At 28.9% G+C, this 19,827-nt stretch carries 23 protein-coding genes; 6 read left to right on the top strand and 17 right to left on the bottom strand.

Going from position 1 to position 19,827, the window contains the following annotated elements; translation table 11 throughout:
* The first annotated feature begins 1 nt into the window (after position 1).
* Together SY27_RS07805 and SY27_RS07800 are read left to right on the top strand one after the other, a co-directional pair.
* Complete coding sequence (locus tag SY27_RS07805) at positions 2–580, top strand: HNH endonuclease signature motif containing protein (RefSeq protein WP_045968907.1); 579 nt, start codon at positions 2–4, stop codon at positions 578–580.
* 1 nt (position 581) lies between these two features.
* Positions 582–2,423, top strand: a complete 1,842-nt coding sequence (locus SY27_RS07800) for a class I SAM-dependent DNA methyltransferase (protein WP_045968905.1) — start codon at positions 582–584, stop codon at positions 2,421–2,423.
* Positions 2,424–2,825: 402 nt separating this feature from the next.
* Here the strand turns inward: SY27_RS07800 and SY27_RS07795 are convergent, their stop codons facing one another.
* A complete protein-coding gene (locus SY27_RS07795; protein ID WP_152640732.1) occupies positions 2,826–3,122 on the bottom strand; it encodes a hypothetical protein in 297 nt (98 codons plus the stop codon).
* Between the two features lie 853 nt (positions 3,123–3,975).
* On the opposite strand from SY27_RS07795, the gene SY27_RS07790 reads away from it, so the two are divergent.
* Positions 3,976–4,398 (top strand): hypothetical protein, encoded by a 423-nt coding sequence (locus SY27_RS07790; protein WP_045968901.1) that lies wholly within the window; start codon positions 3,976–3,978, stop codon positions 4,396–4,398.
* A 28-nt stretch (positions 4,399–4,426) separates the two neighbouring features.
* The gene (locus SY27_RS07785; RefSeq protein WP_045968899.1) at positions 4,427–4,606 is read left to right on the top strand and encodes a hypothetical protein; all 180 of its coding nucleotides are present in this window, start codon (positions 4,427–4,429) and stop codon (positions 4,604–4,606) included.
* 41 nt (positions 4,607–4,647) lie between these two features.
* On the opposite strand, the gene SY27_RS07780 is transcribed toward SY27_RS07785, so the two are convergent.
* From SY27_RS07780 to SY27_RS07705, 16 genes are all read right to left on the bottom strand, one after another.
* Positions 4,648–5,154 carry a class I SAM-dependent methyltransferase gene (locus SY27_RS07780; protein ID WP_045968897.1) on the bottom strand — a complete coding sequence of 169 codons (507 nt, stop codon included), beginning with the start codon at positions 5,152–5,154 and terminating at the stop codon, positions 4,648–4,650.
* Between the two features lie 89 nt (positions 5,155–5,243).
* A complete protein-coding gene (locus SY27_RS18990; RefSeq protein WP_200894142.1) occupies positions 5,244–5,420 on the bottom strand; it encodes a hypothetical protein in 177 nt (58 codons plus the stop codon).
* Positions 5,420–5,629 (bottom strand): hypothetical protein, encoded by a 210-nt coding sequence (locus SY27_RS07775; RefSeq protein ID WP_045968895.1) that lies wholly within the window; start codon positions 5,627–5,629, stop codon positions 5,420–5,422. Before SY27_RS07775 ends, SY27_RS18990 begins: the two co-directional genes overlap by 1 nt.
* 9 nt (positions 5,630–5,638) lie before the next feature.
* Entirely contained in the window at positions 5,639–6,034 is a 396-nt protein-coding gene (locus SY27_RS07770) for a DUF5675 family protein (RefSeq protein WP_045968893.1), read from the bottom strand.
* A complete protein-coding gene (locus tag SY27_RS07765) occupies positions 6,034–6,792 on the bottom strand; it encodes a hypothetical protein (protein WP_045968891.1) in 759 nt (252 codons plus the stop codon). The genes SY27_RS07770 and SY27_RS07765 overlap by 1 nt, the downstream gene beginning before the upstream one ends.
* An 852-nt stretch (positions 6,793–7,644) precedes the next feature.
* A complete protein-coding gene (locus SY27_RS07755; protein WP_045968887.1) occupies positions 7,645–8,913 on the bottom strand; it encodes an HNH endonuclease in 1,269 nt (422 codons plus the stop codon).
* A 13-nt stretch (positions 8,914–8,926) separates the two neighbouring features.
* Positions 8,927–11,032: a hypothetical protein gene (locus SY27_RS07750; protein WP_045968885.1), complete on the bottom strand. Its 2,106-nt coding sequence runs from the start codon at positions 11,030–11,032 to the stop codon at positions 8,927–8,929.
* A gap of 4 nt (positions 11,033–11,036) precedes the next feature.
* Positions 11,037–11,804 carry a hypothetical protein gene (locus tag SY27_RS07745; RefSeq protein WP_045968883.1) on the bottom strand — a complete coding sequence of 256 codons (768 nt, stop codon included), beginning with the start codon at positions 11,802–11,804 and terminating at the stop codon, positions 11,037–11,039.
* Between the two features lie 425 nt (positions 11,805–12,229).
* Entirely contained in the window at positions 12,230–12,508 is a 279-nt protein-coding gene (locus SY27_RS07740; RefSeq protein ID WP_045968881.1) for a hypothetical protein, read from the bottom strand.
* 8 nt (positions 12,509–12,516) lie between these two features.
* Positions 12,517–13,146 carry a hypothetical protein gene (locus SY27_RS07735; RefSeq protein WP_152640731.1) on the bottom strand — a complete coding sequence of 210 codons (630 nt, stop codon included), beginning with the start codon at positions 13,144–13,146 and terminating at the stop codon, positions 12,517–12,519.
* Positions 13,147–13,184: 38 nt separating this feature from the next.
* Positions 13,185–13,655 carry a hypothetical protein gene (locus tag SY27_RS07730; protein WP_045968876.1) on the bottom strand — a complete coding sequence of 157 codons (471 nt, stop codon included), beginning with the start codon at positions 13,653–13,655 and terminating at the stop codon, positions 13,185–13,187.
* A 230-nt stretch (positions 13,656–13,885) separates the two neighbouring features.
* On the bottom strand, positions 13,886–14,575 hold the full coding sequence (locus tag SY27_RS07725; protein ID WP_045968874.1) for a hypothetical protein: 690 nt from the start codon (positions 14,573–14,575) through the stop codon (positions 13,886–13,888).
* Between the two features lie 224 nt (positions 14,576–14,799).
* On the bottom strand, positions 14,800–15,729 hold the full coding sequence (locus tag SY27_RS07720; RefSeq protein ID WP_152640730.1) for a hypothetical protein: 930 nt from the start codon (positions 15,727–15,729) through the stop codon (positions 14,800–14,802).
* 42 nt (positions 15,730–15,771) lie between these two features.
* On the bottom strand, positions 15,772–16,056 hold the full coding sequence (locus SY27_RS07715) for a helix-turn-helix domain-containing protein (protein ID WP_052705208.1): 285 nt from the start codon (positions 16,054–16,056) through the stop codon (positions 15,772–15,774).
* Positions 16,057–16,150: 94 nt separating this feature from the next.
* Positions 16,151–16,933, bottom strand: coding sequence for a hypothetical protein (locus SY27_RS07710; protein WP_045968870.1), 783 nt, complete (start codon positions 16,931–16,933; stop codon positions 16,151–16,153).
* Positions 16,933–18,207: a tyrosine-type recombinase/integrase gene (locus tag SY27_RS07705; RefSeq protein ID WP_045968869.1), complete on the bottom strand. Its 1,275-nt coding sequence runs from the start codon at positions 18,205–18,207 to the stop codon at positions 16,933–16,935. The genes SY27_RS07710 and SY27_RS07705 overlap by 1 nt, the downstream gene beginning before the upstream one ends.
* 598 nt (positions 18,208–18,805) lie before the next feature.
* Here SY27_RS07705 and SY27_RS07700 point away from each other — a divergent pair.
* Positions 18,806–19,252, top strand: a complete 447-nt coding sequence (locus SY27_RS07700) for a hypothetical protein (protein WP_152640729.1) — start codon at positions 18,806–18,808, stop codon at positions 19,250–19,252.
* Between the two features lie 188 nt (positions 19,253–19,440).
* On the top strand, positions 19,441–19,782 hold the full coding sequence (locus SY27_RS07695; protein WP_052705207.1) for a heavy-metal-associated domain-containing protein: 342 nt from the start codon (positions 19,441–19,443) through the stop codon (positions 19,780–19,782).
* The last annotated feature ends 45 nt before the right edge of the window (positions 19,783–19,827 follow it).

Raw genomic sequence — 19,827 nt, 5'->3', positions numbered from 1 at the left:
TATGATTCCATTTAGAAATGAAACTCCGAAAAGAAGAGATATTAAAAATCCTGTTAGCAAATATTCTGATCACAGAGAAGATTTAAAGAAAGATTATAAGTGCCGTTGTGGATATTGTAATGATATAGATTTATGGCGAACAGTTTGGTTTGAAATAGACCACTTTGTTCCACAAAAATATTTAAACACAATTAAGGAAACAGATTATTCCAATTTAGTATATGCTTGTAGAGCTTGCAATAATTCAAAGCGAGCACATTGGCCTACCGGAAATGAATTAATTCATCACCAGAATGACGAAGGATTTATTGATCCTTGTGATGATGAATATGAAAAACAATTTTTAAGATATACTAATGGGCGAATAATTCATCAAACTCAATTGGGCAAATGGATGTATTATAAATTAAAACTTCACAAACCACAACACGAAATAATTTGGCAAATAGTTGAATTAGATAAATTGATTGAAGAGTGTGAAGAAATTTTAGCTAAAATGGACAATCAAATACTAAAAGATAAATTATTAAATCTATATAGAGAATATCATAAATATACAAAACAATTAGGAAGTCTTTAAAATGAAAAACGCAACAAAATTTTTAAGTCTAAAATGTTCTTCAAATCCATGGTTTGTAGATAGACTTATTGTTTCTGCTTTTCTCTATATAAATGAAATACAAATAAATAATAATAGTTTATTATTGTCTTATTATATTCGTCAGAATGATGAAGACTATGAAAACTTAATCGGATTTATAGAAGAAATTAATAAGGTTAGAGTTAACTTTACTATAGAAGATTTAATAGAACTTTTTGAATTCGTTATTTCTCCATCAGATAGAATAGTAAACGGAGCAATATATACTCCATCTGATATTAGAGAGTATATTGTAAATCAATCTTTAAACAACAGAAATGTTAATTTTCAGACAATTAAAGTAGCAGACATAGCATGTGGTTGTTCTGGATTTTTATATACTGTTGCAAAAGAATTAAGACAAAGAACAGGTAATACTTATACATATATTTTTCAAAATCAAATTTTTGGTTTAGATATCCAAGAATACTCAGTTACTCGAAGTAAATTATTATTAAGTCTTCTAGCTTTATCCGAAGGTGAAGATATTGAACAGTTTCATTTTAATATTCATCAAGGCGATACTTTAATATTTGATTGGTCAGAAATCATTATTGATTTTCATGGTTTCGAAATCATTGTTGGAAATCCACCATATGTATCTGCTCGTAATCTTGATGATTTAGCAAAAGAGAATGTTAAACTTTGGGAAGTATGTTCTACCGGTAATCCTGATTTGTATATTCCATTCTTTCAAATAGGCTATGAAAATTTAGCTCCAAATGGTATCCTTGGGTATATAACCATGAATACATTTTTTAAGAGTTTAAACGGAAGAGCTTTAAGAAGATATTTTGAAAATAGTAGGATTGCAATAAGAATTATTGATTTTGGGACACATCAAATTTTTAAATCAAAAAGTACATATACATGTATTTGCTTTTTAGAAAATACTGAGCAGAATTTTGTTGAGTATTATAAATCTGAAAGCAAAGAATTACCTAATAATAGAAACTTATACAGTAGAGTAAATTTTCAAAATTTAGATGCAAAAAAAGGTTGGAATCTAAACAATAATGAAATTATTTCTCGTATAGAAGCTGTTGGAAATCCTTTTGGCAAGCTTTATAAAACAAGACATGGTATTGCTACATTAAGAAATGATTTATTTATTTTTAAGCCTGTCGATGAAGATGATGATTTTTTTTATTTACAAAATGGTAATTTATATCCAATTGAAAAGGGTATCTGTAAAGATATTTTAAACTCAAACAAACTGAGTAGAAGTATAGATTTTGATAGTGTAAGAGAAAAAGTTCTGTTTCCTTATAACGATGAAAATAAGCCGAAAGCTTTAGAAGAAGAATTTTTAAAAGATGTATTTCCAGAAGCATACAAATATCTGAAGAGAAAAAAGGAAGAACTAGCTAAAAGAGATAAAGGAAAAGGCGAATATGACAAATGGTTTGCTTTTGGTAGAACTCAATCTTTAGAGAAAGTTGGCAACAAATTATTTTTTCCTAAATTTTCTGATCAAACTCCAAATTATCTTTTAAGTAATGATAATGACTTATTATTTTACAATGGTCAAGCTGTTGTAGGGCATTCTGTAGAAGAAATGTTATTGATTAAAAAAATAATGGAATCACGTTTGTTTTGGTATTATATAAAAACCACTAGCAAACCATACTCATCAAGCTATTATTCCCTAAATGGTAATTATATCAACAATTTTGGAATTTGCGATTTTACAAATAACGAAATTGATTTTATCCTTAATGAAAATAACAAAGATGTTCTTGATGCTTTTTTTGAAGAAAGATATAATATCATTTTACAATAATATTATCTCATTCAGACTGCACAAAAACCGTCTTTAGTCCAAGTATTCCTAAAGCCGGTTCTTTGTTTGCTTCATTTCGCTAATTTCATTTTTAATCACAAGAGTATTTTTTCGTTTAGTGGTAGAATGACGTTTTAGTTTCTAGTTGCCACTCCTTCCCAACGCTCAAAAAGTTTTTGTATGCCAGAAGTTTGTCACTCCGATAGGTAAATGTGCAAGGCAACAAAAACTTTTCCCAAAGCTTAGTTACATAATGTGGCATTATAGTGCATAAAGACTATCCTGCTACTAATCAAAATCTCGGATGCACTATAATAACATTATGTAAAAAAGCCGCTCACCCAACGCGCTTGCCAGTGGCTCCAGGACAACATTTTTTGCAGCTCCCATCGCATCACCCAGCTACAAAAAACACTGTCCTTCGCCACTGTCTTTAACAACGTTCGCCATTTCATAGGAATATTTTCGGTTACCATCATTTTTAAGAACGTTCACGGTAACTGTTTTTATCAGCTTTGTGTTTAAATAGGAAGTATTTTCATTGCTTTTGTAAGTAATAAAATGGCTTTTAATTTCAGTTAATTTGCCTATGGTAAAAGCCATTTTATTACCCACAAAACCAAAATTCCCAGTAAGAGTTTCATTTTTTATTTGCCAGAAACCCCAAAGTAATTGCTCTAGCGGAAAAGCTGATGCCATAACGTTTTTTAAGATAATCTGCCGAATACTGAACACTGCGACTGCCAGCTAAATTTCAAACATCAGCTTTTCCACTGAAGCAATCAGAACATCCCGATAAGCAAATAAAAAATGATACCCTTACTTGCGCTACTGCCACATCGCACTCGGAAGTATAATGCATTGTTTTTTGAAGATGCTTCCCATTTTCAACACAACATCCAATTAAATTGAAAACTCCTATTTCAGAAGACGATTAAGCATCCTCAAAAATCAAAACTAAATGAAAGAGTAACAAATTCTTTGGCCGAATGAACAGCTTTTTTATTTTCTGATTTGGTTTATTCATCCATCCAAAGAATTTGATACCCTTTCCGAAGACGACCATCTTTCAAATCAACTCCCAATCCTTCAAATTAAATCCGATTAAACAAGGACATCTGATTGGAAATAGCCAACTAAAAATAAAATTCCGATTTCAATAAAATGGCTATTCTCAATTTCCGATTAAAAAACAAATAAAAAAGAATTGAAAATTTCAAAAAAAAATAAATAAAAAAAGGAAGCAAAGATAAGTTCCAGGTATTCAAAAAAGCAAGTTCAAGCCCTGCGGGTTTCAGAAAAAATCTCCACCCAAAAAGTTTCAAAAGATATTTTACTTCTGTTTAGACGCTGACGATTTCAATCACGTATCGGGTAGTATTTTTTCTGAAAAACTTGCTTTTTTGAAACCTTCCACTTGGACGAATGGCTTTCTTTTTTTCTTTTTTTTCTTTTGAAAAATTTTAATGGGCGGAGCGTAGCGAAGCACATCTGCATTCATCAGAAACTCAACAGGAAATTAGAAGAAAACCTAATTTTTAAATCCGAAGCCATGATGAATTTTATCGTTAAAACCCACAAGAAAGATACAATCTACAACAAACCTCACTTTTTTGTTTTAAACAAAGGAATGAATAGCGGAAAGCCCCAAAATGAGCCATTCACAAACAGTTTCGTAATCATATTTGATAGTGAAACTGATTGCGAAAATATTTTTTGGATTGCTTATAGCTTGTGGAAATCTAAATTTTGGCACCAGCATTTAGTAGGCTCTGTCATTTCATTTTTACGTCTTCCTGATTTCAAAAGAGAGTTTTTTCCAAAGTCAAAGCTTTTGATGGATGAACACGAAGCACATTTGAAGCATGTTGAAGCTTTAAAACTTTTGGAATCAAAAGAAAAACAATTTCACGAAAACATCAATTTAATCAACGATATGCGTAGAGTTATTGTGCATCGCTATTGTAACAGATAATTTATTTATAATCCTTAAAATCAATTCTATGAGTGTATTTCTATTATTTCAAACCGATAGTTGGAAGTCAAAAGCATCAAGAGTTTTCTTTGGAGCTTTTGATAGCAGAGCAAAAGCATTAGATTATGCAAAATACAACGATTTGTATTGGTATAATTCAGAAGTTGTAGTGGTTGAGGTGATACTCAATCAATTTGGAGAAGTTTAATATTGAAAATGCCTAGTTTTTAGCTAGGCACTTTATTTTTTTTATACATTCATAAAAATTAAATCGCTTTTTAAATTTAATTTCCAAGTAAACCAAGATGTTTGAAACCAACTTCCTTTTTTTTCTTTGATGAAATTAAATCGTTTACTTGGTATCAAAACTTGAACTTTATGCTGCTGGAACATTTCGCTTCGCTTTTTCCCTTCTAAAGTTGTTATAGGAAGTAACATCATAAAAGGTTTATCCAATTCAAAAGCTCGTTTCAAGAATTGGTCTTTTAATGAATAAGGCGGATTGGTTATAATCAAATCATACTGAGGTGGTTCGTATTCAAAAAAGTCCAAACCATCTTTTATATGTGATTTGATTACTTCAAAATCATTAGCTTTTAAAACAGTGACTATTTCACTATTCTCAATGGCGGTGCATTCCCATATAATTTTAACAGTATCGGGAATATAAGGAAGAATACACTCTATAGCTTCTTTTGGTGTGTATAACTCGTCAAAAGCACCTCTTTTGATATAATCTATTTTGTTTTGTATCATAACAGTTATTATTAAATATAAAAGCCCATTCCGTTAGGTTTGGGCTTTCAATTTGTTTAACCCAAAGGTCACCACAACTAGGGCTAAATTTATTTTTTGTGCTTCTTATTTAGGCTTTTAAGCAGTAACGAAATCGTAAAACTTACAACAGCTCCAACAGTAGCTAGTATAACCGTTTTTGCAATATCATGAGAGGAAAGATTAGGTACAATACTTAAAAACGTGCCTCCAGCAGTTCCCATCAATGTGGGATTATTGGCTGTCATCAGTTGTAGTTAGCTGACTTGCAGCTGACAAAACTCAAAACTCCTCCAGCTACTGCAACATAACCACCAATGGTAGTTACAATCGCGGGTAAAGCAATTGGAGCAGCTAAAATAGTTCCACCAACGGCAGCTAATGCCAACCCAACAGTTCGAAGCACTTTGAAAAATTTTGGTGTGGGAGCTTTTGCTCTATTAATGATTTTTTTCATAATCTATTTTTAAGATTGGATAATTAATTCAACACTTTCATTTTTGTCTAAAGCTTTGTAAACAAATGTTTTTAGCTTCGTAAAAGCTTTTCTCGACATCAAACCTAAACCAGGTCCAGAAAGTTTAGTAACAGGAGCAATACAACCTTGCAATTCCTTTTGAGCATTATTAGCAGGATGAAATAGAATAAACTTTCTATTCGGCACATCCACCAATTCTAAATGCCATTTGTATTTTGCGCTATATCGCTTTCTAATAAAATATTTCCCTTCCGGAACACAGGAAACCTTCGTTTCGTTCATCACCCATGGCAATTCGATGGTTTTACAAATCAATTTGCCTTCGCATTCGAGTTTACCATTCGTTCCTTCAGGGAAATAAGTTCTAGTGAGTAATAAAACCATTACACACCACTGTCAACCTTAGCAACAGATAATGGGTTAAAAGCACCATTTTTTAACGGATACATTTGCCCATTAATCTCTTGATAGAACTCAACACCTAAAGCCAAAAACAAAGGTTTTGTACTTGCAGGTGTAACCGCATTAACTTGATTAATTGGAGCTGTAGCAGTTCCATCCCAAGGCAAAATTGCCGTTTCAGAAGTAGCAACCACATACGTTTCAGCTTCAAAATCAATCTCAGCTCCACCAGAAATGATTTTGTAGTGCGTAGTTCCACTTGGTGCAGCAATCATATTCGCAGGAATAAATGATGCCAAATCCACAGTAATTTCACCAGCCACACGGTCAATAGTTGCCACAAACGGAGCAAACAAAGTAGTACCAAGCTTACCACGAATATTGAATTCAAAACCAAATAACAATTCAGCTTCTCCATCAATCACATTACGCAAACCACGTACACTTGTCAAATCCGCTTGAAGCACTTTAACCATTGCTTGTGTCAATCTACTAACCATTCTACCATCCGCAGAATTGATTAAAAGCGGTCTTAAAGCCGTTCTAAGCATTTTTCCTGCTTTACCAGCTCTACCAAACTCGGAGCCATTCTCACGAGTTCTTTGAAACGCAGGATCGCTTGCAATTCTACTAGCGTCAATTCCGCCTTTTTCTCGTGCCAAGTGTCCATCTTGCGTTTTGTAAAAAGTAATATCTCCGATAGTACCTTTCAGTTTAATTATGCCTTTCTGTCTAGCCATAACTTTTAAAAATTTGTTTATAAATCAGTGAACAATTCCCTCAATCATCATCTTTGTTGCAACATCTTTCGATTGATTTGAGAACAAATTTTAGTTTTAATTCTTTTGCTTAATTTTCAAGTGTCATTAATAGACATAAATGTCCAAAACAGTCATATTTGTCAATGAACCAGTTCAATAATTACTTCTGAACCAAAACAAATATGACTTATTTTTATCCGATTTTTAGTTAAACTGAACTAGGTTTCATATACATCAAAGCCTAGTCAAAGGCATAGATAATGTATGAAAATGGAAAAAAAGAGAATATGTATCTACCCAAAGGATATACAACTCATTACAGGAAAGAGTTATAGACAAAGTGCTAGATTATTACAAAAGATAAGAAAGGACCTGAATAAGCTTGAAAATGAGTTTATATCAGTGGAAGAGTTCTGCCAATACACGAGCCTAAAGATTGAACAGGTAGAACCTTTGATTATTGGATGAGGTAGTAAAAGAAAGTAGTAATAATTAAACTTCTGAAATAGTCTTGATAAGTTCAATAACTAGTTCATTTATTGAACAATAAATTGAGATTTTGTTATGATTAATCCTTTAGTTTTCATACATTTGTAATGTAAGATTTCGAAAAATTTGCACGTCATTAAGAGGAGCAAAAGCGAGACCCTAGGATTATAAAAGATATTAAAGTCAACAATATCAATCGGTTAGAAATGATGGACAATTCCCTCTTTCTCCGCAAAAACCCTCATAATCTATTGATTATGAGGGTTTTATTTTTTTAGGTGTAAATTTAGGTGTAAGTACTTGTTGTTATGTCAAATTTATGAATAGAGAATAGTATCTCTTTTATTCTTCTTTTCTTTGCTCAAAATTTAAGTTCATCACAAATTTCTTTGGAACATTATTATTCAGATTAAAAAATTTCCAACTTGACGCAGAATTATAATGCTTGAAAAAATTCCAAAATTGTTTATAGTTTTCCTCTTTTGTAAAAGTTAATTCATCATTACTTGAAAGTGGTATTATATAAACAAAAGTTAAAAACGTAAATCTAAATTCCGCAACTACAAACGGTAAGCTTTTGTCATCCGTTTTACGCTTATATATAATTAGTTTAGGATGTTTTGTAAATAAATTATAATTGGTAAGTATTCCAATTTTTGGCAATTCTGAAGTTTCTCTAACTCCATTAATCCAATCAATTGTATTTTCAAAATGAACTAATTCAGACTTATCAATTACAGACAAAGCATACTTAGCTAAAGTTTTATATATATTTTGGCTAATTATATCTTGATTTGTTTCAAATTTCATTTTGAAATCATCATAATTAGAATCTTCTATCTCTTCACCTGTCAAATAATGTTTAATTTCGATTGTTCCGGTATTTACAATCTCAAAATTTTTACCTTTTAATGTAGGAATCCCATTTTTACCCTTTATTCCAAAAATATTTCTATAAAGATTTAGATATAAAATTAGGTCATTTTCGATACCTGAACCGAATTTTTCATTGCAAGTATCACATTCATCATTTGTAATTATTTTTTTATTACCCAAAGCCTCAGATATAGAATGTGCAATCTTTCTAAAGGTTACCTCTCCATTTGGTTTATTACAAAATCTGCAAACACGTTTTAACTTATCAGGCTCTCCAATTTTACTTTTTGTCGTCTCGTCAAACGCTGATATATCATAAACTAATCTTAGTTCTCCAAATAAATCATCCATCTGCTTTTTTTCTGTTTCATAATCTTCATTGTTTTCATGTGCAGAGAGATAACTATATAATTGAAATCTCTCATCTGAACTAATCTCTTTATTAGCAAAGAAAAAGAAATACTCGTCTTCCTTCAAATTCTTAAAATATGAATTAAGCTGTTGAAATTTCACATTACTTTCTTTATATTTTTGAACTACAGCATTAATCTTATTTTTAAGGGTATCGGTATTTTGTTGCAAGCAATTAATTGTCATCTTAAAATTTTTAAAATCAACTTCATCTGCAAATGCAATAAATAAATCATTTACAATATCATCAATCTCATTTTCTGACTTAATTTTTAATTCAGTAGTTCTCGATAAGGCTATGAATGTTAATGTTATTTTTTTCATTGTTTATTATAATTTAATTATTTTTTTTATTGTCTAAATGGTTAGTGTAGTTAAATTCATAATACCAATCAAGTGTATTCATTGATACATGTTTAGTTTTTATTAATACGTCTAAAAATGAATTGTTATCAATTGAAAGGCTAATTATTTCTAATAGCTGTGGCAAGCTTAAAAACCAACAATTAAAAAATGGAAAATGTGCAAATGATTTATCTAAAGTGAATAATTTGTCATATTGCTCAACCCAAACTTTTTGTTTATCGACAAGTTTTTTAAACTTGTTTATAATTGTTGTATCAGTAGAACTTGTATTAATTCCGTGAGTAATGAACGTAGTTAAAAACTGATTAATAATTGTCCTATCTTGAAAACCTCCAAATTCTAATTGAGTTAATGCAATCCTTTCAATATTCCTGCCTGCCAACCTTATTTCAAATTCTTCTCCTTCTTTGGATTTCAATTTTATTGAATCTTGTTCCCTTAAAAAAATATCTGTTCTTCCTGCTTGAATTTGTGCATTTAAAATACTTTCAACTAAATCAAGTATTATGTTTATATCTATTCCTGATTTTGCTTTTCGTGTTAAAGGCTTCTTTTTAAACTCAATTAGAACTATTGATTTATCAGATTCAATCAATAAGTCGCACTCCCCGTGAACTCCATTAACATTATAATCCCCCGTACAGAAAGTTATACCTTTTTCTTTCATCTTGTTTTGCAAAAACAATTCTAATTGTTCCCCCAATTCATTATCTAAATCTCTCTTTTCTAATTTTAAAACTTTTCTAAAATGTGATGCTAAACTTTCAAAATAGTTGGGTGAACACCACGATTCATTCATTAAAATAAATTTTGTTTTACCTAATTGAATCAATGGTTTTAGGAAGAAATCAATATGGAAATAATCAGACGGTAAAAGATATTGCTCATTTACTTTATCATTATGAGCAATAAAGTTCAAAACATTTTGAATTGTCGTAGAAGGTATATGCTTCAACCGTTTAATTAACTTAGATACATATATTACAGTTATTTTTTTATGGTCGATTTCAATCTTATGTATTTCATTTATTATTTCAAACATTTCTAATCTACTAAAACCAAGAGTTTTATTAAATTGATCATCTAAATATTCAAATAGTTTATTTGCAATCTCTATAGCAGTTGAAGGTCTCGACTGAGGTAAATTGTAAAGTGAATCCCATAAAGCTATATCTGTACAGAATTTAATCATAGTATCTCCGGATTGGAAATGATGTTCCCACATACTGTAATGTTGTACTCCATAAGCCCCATTCGTTATAACAATAGCATGTTTTATAATTTCATTTAACTTACTTTGAGGTTTTTTTATAGATAAATTTTCATGAGGGTACTTTAATGCAATATTTAGTATGTAACCAAAAGGTATTTGAGGTCTTTGATCATGTGCTAAACCACTTGTTCTTCTAGGCATAAAATATCTTTCAAAACGTTGGGAATACTGATTAGAAAGAGATAAATGATTGAAAATTGAACGAATAACGGTAATACCCCCTAACTCTTTAATCATTAAATCTAAACCTTCAACAACTTTTTCAAATCCCTCAGTTACATTTATCTGAGAATCTCTGATTTCAACCTTACATCCTTGTTGAATTAAGCTATTAACTGATAAGGCTATATCGTACTGTTTAGGGTAATTCTCTCTTAAATTTTTTAAAGATGTAGAAAATGTAGTAGGACAATATATATTATAATTTTTGCAGTTAGTTATTGCAATTTGCCATTTTTCAATTTCATCAAAACTTGTAAAATAATTTGTTTCTTTTCGACAGGAATCATTAATAACATCAATGACTTTTAAATATTCTATTGGGTCTTCTCCATACAATACATAATTATAAATTAACTCATCTCTAAAGTTTATTAATTTATGCCTCTTGATGTCATTTTCAGATGATTTTTCTTTAAGAGATATTGATATATATATAGAACTATATAATGCTTCAAAAACATTTTTAGAACTTATATTGTCAGAAGTATCTAGGTTTAAAATTTCATAGGCTATACCTAAGTCAGATGAACTTAATGTAGGTTGATAAGCATCTACTAATCTTTTAAATTCAGTTAATAACATAGTTTTAAAATATTAGCGGTTGGTTATTAATTTCGTCTAAACTTCTATAATCCATTGGAAAAGGGAATATTGTTGGATACTTATTTAACATGATCATAATTTCTTTATACTTTAAAGATGGATTATACTTTTTAAAATCAGTAATATTTGAAAGTTCCATTATAGGATTTGGGTTATCAATACTTAACACGAAACCAAAAGGCTTGAATGCAAACTCACAAATAGTTCCATATAGATTTGTAAAAGTTAAGTTTCCGCTTCTTATGTTTCCTTCATCGTTTAAATACATGTAAACTTTGTATCTTTCAGGTAAATTATTTGAATTTTCATCTAAAACAAATTCAATTAAACCTTTGTGATTTTCAGTGAAATCAGTGTTATTACTACATATAAAAATTGCTATAACTTGTTTTATAAATTTCAAAAGATTTACATCTGAAATATTATATTCATAACATTTAGAGACAGGATACTGACTTATAATAGAATATGAAATATCTGATAACTTTTTGTAATCTCTTACGTATTTTGAACCTAAATACCCATTACAATTTTCGCAAAGGCAATAATCTCCAACACCCCCTTGCTCTTTGCGAGATTTTGGTTTTAAGATTCCTTCCACATATTGCTTTGCATTTTTAAAATATTCAGTTGTTTCTAATCTATAGAATTTAGTATTTCTATTATATGCAGACTTAGGGGGGATATGTTCGTACGTTAAATCTTTTGTTTTTTTGCAAAGCTTACAAACCCCTATTTTAGTTTTATTCATAAAGTTTAAGCTAATTTTCTGTTGTATTGTCAAATATACATATATTATATACTTAAATAATTCTTTTAATTATAAAGAATATCAGATTTTAACCCTCTCAATAAATGTATTTTGTCATTCATCAATTTACTATTTGGGAGCGTTTATAACAAAGTATAACAAAACCGTATTTTGTTATGTTTTGTTATACTTTGTTATCGTTTGCTATCCATTTTATAACAAAAATGAGTTTTGTTATCTGTTTTAGCTTTTTAGCCTTTTGGCTCTTTTTCTTGAAATGAAAATAAAAACACAAAATGAGAGCTAAATGTGTCTGATTTGTCTCTTTTTACAAAACACCTCTAAATGTGCCAACTTTGTCAACTTTTTTCTAAATATTTCTGAAATTGCAATTTTTTCTTTGCTTTTCAGAAAAAACAAAAGGCTCAATTAGAGCCTTTTTTGCTATGTATAGTAAGAAACAATTGTTCAGGTGTTTTAATTGTTTGTAATACATCTAAAAGTATATTCTGTCTTTCTTCAACACTAACTTCTTTACTTAATAAAAAATCAACTGTTTTACGTGTAATTGTAGTTCCGTATTCCAAAATATAACGTTCAACTAAAATGATTATTCTATACGGGTCTGTTTCGTAACCACTTGATTTTATTAAACCTCTTAAAACACCAAAGTCCTTTTCAAAACTTTTCAAAATGGTATCCATAATACAATTTAGAATCTTTGATTTAAACCTGCCTTTTCACTTAAAAGATTATAATACTCAATTAATGGTTTAAAATGCTTTTGTAGTTTCTTTGTGCCGTCAGGGACATTCAATTCTACATATTTGCTATTTCGTGTACTGGTGTATCTTATATTAAGCCCTGTCTCATTAGCTAAAACGTATTTAATAAATGCTATTGCATCTTCATTAGTAACTACATCCGATTTTTCCGAAATACCTTTACTAACTTCTGTATTAGTTTCTTTATCTGTAATTTTAAAAACTTTTCCTTGTCCTGCTCTTACCTCTTTTCGGCTTCCAAGTAAATAACTAACCTCATCAAAGAAAATCCAATCACTATCCCTGTATTTGTTTATTAAGCGTATTGGTGTCATATGTTGTTTGCCGTCCTTCATATACATTCCAAAATAGATTTGAATATGAGTTACGTCATAAGCACTAACTAAAAAATCTTTTGATACTAAAGAAACAGGTTTCGACTTTATCCAAGTGATGTTTTCGTGGTAGTCATTTTCCATTTCCACGCCTTTTAAGCGTAGTGGTTCTTCTTTTTTATCTTGGCTATATAAAGAAATGGAGAACATAAAAGTTAATAAAATAGAATAAATAGGTTTCATAGTTAGAATTTTGGTTTTAATGTTATTTACGAGTGTTTTTAAAAATCATATTCAGCCTGTTTAATCAGTTCTTGGACAACGTCCCTTTGACTTCCTACTTTTTTTAAAATTTCCATCATCTTTAGAACCGTTTCTTTTACTTCGGTTGTCTTAGAACCATAACCCATAGTTAAATATCTGCTCATATAATAGTCAATATTATAAAATTGCTTTCTCCCAATATCAAAAAAACCATAGTTACCATCACTATTTGTACCTACGATATATTTATCTGTTTTTTTTGTAATAGAAAAAGTGTTCAGAGGAGAAAAGATTGTGCCGTTACCTGTCGTAAACTTCAAACTATCCTTATCGTAAACGACCGTTAAAGTATATTCTCTTTCAGTTGTTGTTATGCCATACTTTTGACTACAACTAAAATCCGTCGTACATTTAGAAGTAATAGTAGTTTGTGAGAAAGACAAAGCTGTAAAAGCCGATAAAAGGCAGGTAAATAATAATTTTTTCATAAGATATTTTTACTTTTTTTTTACCCGTTCCAAAGTAAAGTTAGACAATAAAAAAGCGTGGAACTATAATCTATCTGCTTTGGGGGTACTGGTATACCTGTATACAAAATAGAAAAAGCCCACGCCGTGACGTGAGCATTAATTCTAATATTCTTGTATACTTTTTTAAATTACCAGTTTTCCAAAGCAAGAATAAAGACTAACGCTTTATCAATATTTTAAATTCTTTTTTATCTTATAATGTTATATTTTGTGTAAAATTCCTGTAAATATTCATTTATCATTTTTTCTTTTCCTTCTATACCTTCTTTTACATTATTCAATTTTTCATCAACAGCCTCTTTAGTTTTTTTGTTTATAGAAAGTGCCGATGTTTGAATATGAAACTCTATATTTTCGATAATATTTGATGTTACCATTGAAGTAACCCAATTTCTAATTTCTATTGGAGGTTCTTCATTTACATACTCACTCATTCGTTTTAAGTATTCTTCAATTTGTTGAAGCTTTTCTTTAATTTTATACTCTTCCGACAATTCAAAAGCAAATATTGGAAATATTTCAGATATATCCTCTATAATTGTATCTATATTTTTTTCTAAATTCTCAACCTTGTTAGAATTTGAAAAAGAATTTCTTATAAATTTTTTAATTTTAGGTAATAAAACAATTAATTCATTTTGAGCATCTTCTTTTACATCGGCAGGAAGTTTTTGTAGAACTTTCTCTACGTATTCATCACATATCTTTTCAAAATTATATTCTTGTTTAAGAATACTATGTAATTGGAGAAGATTGAAAAGTAGTTTCTTAAATTTTCTTTTTTTTTCTTTTCTATCTTGAAATAATTCTCCTACCTGTGCCAAAACAAAACCAATTATTAAGGCTATAATCGGAATGATAGTATTAATCCAACTCATATTTTATTTATTGATAATTTGTAAAATTACTCTAAATGTACATTTTTATTTTTTAATCTATAGCCTTGATTTATTTATTAAATATTAAAACGGGCAAACTCTTCTCTAATTTTTCTCTAATGCGTTTTATTGGTTTTTACATTTTTACTTTTGTTTTAATCTTTTTATTTTTTTGTTTGAGGTGCATATTCCATTCTTATCTACTATGGAAATTGCACCTTTCTCTATACTTTTGGGGTTGTGGAAATTGCACCCCTTTTTAAAAAGTCCAATTTATCAGAAATAATTTTTATTAATTGATTTCTTAAGTTATTCTCAATCTTATTTACAAACTTATAATAAATTTCTTTTTGTTTTGAAAAATGATTTCTATAGGGATTATTCAAAATATGAAACCATTTTAAAGGGTTGTTATAATCTGCAATTTTTCTTTGTTCAATATCTGTCAAACTAGTGAAATCAGTTTCACAATCTAAAATTAAAACATTATCAAATTCTTCTTTTATTTTTTCTTCCATTTTCAAATACACTTCTAAATTAAGTAGGTCTTTTGCCGAATTAATACCCAGTTGTTTAATGTATTTAGCTTCTTTACTTGCAATTTCAAACCTGCACGTATCAGGTTCGCAATATTTAGGAAATTGTAAACTTTTAATGTAGGCTTTGATTGTTTTATATTTATTTGCTGTACCATCTTTTCTGTCCTTAAAGCTTCTAATACTGTATGACAAACCCGCATCATTTCTAAAAGCATTCTTATCGTGATAAATCATATACGAAATTAAATATATTGCTCTTATTGGAGATAGAAAGTTTACACCAAACTCTAAATTAATGACAGCCAATAAAGATAAATCTATATCAAAAATATCTCTAAACTCCTTAACAACATTAATACAATCAATTACACTAAAATCATTTGCATTGTGCTGACTATTATTAAAATAATAATGAAATTTGAAAATGATTTCTAACCTATTGTGGTAAAAAAAAAATATAATCCCCTTGTATTCTTTTACTTTTTTTGTTTGAATAACCTCATCATCATTATATTTTAAATTATCCGTTTCTGACACCCATTTCAATAAATCACAATTAAGGAAATAATTAATAAGGAATTGATTGTACGTGCGGAATTTCGCAGTATCTAACATAATGTTAAATTTCCCTTTTTAAGGCTACACCTTTTACATTTCTCATCTTTTATACTTTAAGGATTTTACTTCACTTAAAGCATCGTTAAGGTCTGTACTTTTTATGACAATCCTTCTACCTATTTTTGAAGCAGGAATAAAACCTTTCTTAATATAATTATGAATTGTAAGTTCTGTGACGCCTAATAATTTTGCAGTTTGTTGTACTGTTAGATTTTCGGTTTTTTCAGATTTTTTGAGAGCAGTTAGTTTATCTTCTATTACACTTTCTATAATTGAAATGAACTCGCTTTTTGATACGTTGTGAATTTGAATAATACTTTCCATTTACCATTAATTTTGATTACTGGTGTAAAAGTATTTTTAGCAAGTGCGAAATATATTCAGAATGTTCAGACCTGAACAAACTGAATATTCCGAACTATTTTTGAGGTATAAAATGAAAAAAATCGAAGTACATATTCTCTGTAACACTAAATTCTCTATTAGCAAGTGCCTTTTTTGTATTTCCGTAAACTTTATCCGAAATCTTAGTATTAAATGTTTCTGTTAGTAGCTTTGCTATTAATGCATTACTTGGTTGAGGTTTGAAATAATTATTGCTTTCAAGAACCACAAATAAGGTACACAACGATTTAAGAGGCTTTAAAGTAGGATCTTCTAAAACTCCTAACCATTCTATTTTTCCTTCAATTATTCTTATCAATTTATTTTCAATAAGCAAACTCTTTACCTCATCAAAATATTCTTCTTTTCTAAATAATTGTGTAATATTTACTTTTTTTGAACTATCGGGTTCTAAAATTGTTTGTTTGCAACCGAAGACATCATTAATAATTAAATCTATCTGATTTTCAATATCGTTAGCTTCCTTTTCAGTTAGATCCTTGTTTAAATATTTTATTTGTAGATGTTTTAAATCTATTAGTTTTGTTCTTTTAACTTCAAATGCTCTAAAATCCTTAATTTTCTGAATTTCATTAGGGTTTGGCTTATGTATTATATAACTTTTATCTCCGCCATTATTTTTCCATATTTCTAATTTTCCGTCAAATACTTTACTTTCAATAACGTATTTTGGCAAATTGGCTAACAGCTCATCAAGATTACCATAAATCTTGTAAGGCTTATAAAGTTCATCAGTGATATAGTTATCAATCCACTCGGTACTGATTACTTCAAATTTATTTTCGATAAAATTCATTAATCAACTTTTTTAAGTGTTGCTTTTTCCATTTTCCAAACTGTTTGCATAAAATCTACTTTATCATCATCATTCGGCTTATAATATTGGTTAAAGACTTCATGGCTCTTATGACCCGTATAACTCATAATTACTTTATCAGGAATCTTATTATTCTTCATAATGGTTATAAAACTTCTTCTTGCTGTATGGCTCGAAATCCTGTCATAGAAAGGTGTTATAGTTTCAACAATTTCTTTACCAACCTTCACGGTCTTTTTAATTTCTTCTATAAAACCAACTTCCTTTATAACCTCTTTGATGTATTCATTAAATTTTTGATTTGTAATAACAGGTAGTTTATAATCATACTTTTTAAGTATAAAACTTGAATAATCATTTAAAGGTATTGAAAGGCTCTTTTTGTTGTCCTTTACGTCCCTTACAGTAATAAAATTATTATGAATATCATTTTTCTTAATTATTGAATAGTTGCTAAATCTCATTCCAGTTACGCAACCAAACACGAATAAATCCCTAACTTTTTCCAATCGACTATTTTTATTAAAATCAAATTCAAAAATTTCGGTTACTTGTTCCATTGTTAAAGCAACTTCATCAGTAATTTCTTTTTTTATGTTTTTGAAGTCTTTAAAATCTGTTTTGTAAGTATAGTTATTCTCAAAAGCCCAAAAAAGAAATGTTTTTAAAAGCCCCAAATTTCTACTTAACGTATTTGTTGAATGTTTCTTTACAGTAATACAATAAGTGATATATGAATTATGAAAAACCTTGTCCATTTTATTGAAATGTAAAGAAGTTTTTGAGTGTTTTTCATATTCTTCTAATAAGGTTTTATTATATTCATATCGTTTTATCGTAGAAGTCGAATTAGCATCTTCTGTCCTGTCAATTCGTTTCATCTGTAAGAATATGTCATAAACAGAAAAAAAGTTATTTGCGACAGCCTTTGTTCTTTTAAACTCTTTGTCAAATTCATTTCTTACACTTTCAATTGTAATTTCTTGATTTGAGTTTTTATAACGATTTACAATTTCAACAAAAAAACTTGAATATCTATCTAATTGCCTTTTTATGGTTCTTTGTGTTTCTGCTTTCGCAGTTCTACCAGTTAAATTATTAGGTTGAATATTTGTAAAATCCCATTCAGCAGGGTTTATAACTTCTCCAGTTGAGTAAATAAATTTTTTGTCTTCATTTTTAAAATAAGACACAAAACGAATTGAAGTTTCTCCCTTTTTGTTTGGCTCTTTCAAATTAAACGTACTTCTCATATTAACTTTCTAAATGTTTATTATTAAAACTTACACCTAAAAGTACGGGGTGTAAGTTTAGGTGTAAGTAAAGGTATGTTTTATTATCATTTTAGCATAATATTAAGGCATATTATTTTTATAAAAATCTTGTAAAGCCTATATAAATATGGCTTTAAGGAATAATGAGTCAAAATAAGTTCGATAACCTCTTTCTCCGCAGAGCACGGCTCAAAATCAACTAAAACCCTTTAAATCATATAATTTAAAGGGTTTTTTCTTTTGCAACCATGTTAAATATTCATTAAATCTTATTCTAATCGAGATAAAATCGAGACCCTAGAAAATTCAAAAATTAGAGTCTCGTTAAACTCTCAGAAGTATTGTAAATAGGTGGTTTAATGACGTGTTCGATAGCCTGTTCACTCATCAAACATCTTGTTTGTTTTTAATTTAGGAAATTAAATTGAGTAATAATTAATTTGGTTACCACAATAAAAACAAAAATCACACTTCACTTTTATGCGAAAACACTAAAGCCAATAGAAACGGACTACTTCCTATACCTCCATTACACAAATGATAATAGATAAATATGCAAATAAAAATGTGCCATTAAATGACAAAGCAAATTGATTTTAACATTTTTTTGATAAAAAATAATTTGTTTTGGTTAACTTTGTCATATCATTATTATCAATTAATGAGAAAATCATACTTCATATTACTTTTGTTTTTAGGAATATTTTTAATTCCTTATACTTCTTTTGCATGTGGTAGTGAAAAATATACTTGTGAAAAAGAAGTTTCTTCAATTAAAGTAAAAGAACAAAGCTGTTGTGATAGCAACAGTGATTCTGATGATAACGGATGTGAAGGAAATTGCGGCCATTCAAAATGTGGTTGTTCTTCAACTTGTACAAGTAGCTCTACATCAATAATACTTGCATTCAAAACAAATACTATTTTTAGATTTATAACTTCAAATAAAATTAATTTTTTCTATAAAACACCTTCTGTTTTAAAGGGTTATTCTTCTATATGGCTTATACCTAAAATAAGCTAAATTCAGAGTTTGACAGCCATACTTGTGTCAAATTTATAGTAGTAGTGCTACTACTTTTTATAACGTTTATTGATGTTTAAACTATTCATGTTAAACATGTTTGTTTAATTCAATATACCTGTTATTCAATTTAAATTTATTTCAAAAATTAATTCAAAAAATCTTTTTGAACACTAAAATCATATAGAATGAAAAAATCATTATTAAAAATAATAATAGCAATTACGGTATTGTTATCAACCACAATTAATGCACAAACAGAGAACACAAAAACAGAAGAAATAAAAGTTTCTGGAAATTGTGGAATGTGCAAAAAAACAATAGAAAAAGCAGGAAATATCAAAGATGTTGCAACCGTAGTATGGAACAAAGAAACCCAAATGGCAACATTAACTTATGATGAATCTAAAACAAATAAAGAAGAAATTGCAAAACGTATAGCCAAAGCTGGTTATGATACTGAACTTGTTAAAGCAAAAGACGAAGACTATAATAATCTTCCAGGATGTTGTCAATATGACCGCGAGTAATTTTATTTTAGTAAGTTGTAATTAACCTAATTCCTCCAAAGTTCT

Origin of the sequence: Flavobacterium sp. 316 (assembly GCF_000967805.1) — a bacterium.
GTDB lineage: Bacteria > Bacteroidota > Bacteroidia > Flavobacteriales > Flavobacteriaceae > Flavobacterium > Flavobacterium sediminilitoris.
The sequence above is the reverse complement of the archived record's forward strand: the minus strand, read 5'-3'. Positions and strand labels throughout refer to the sequence as shown.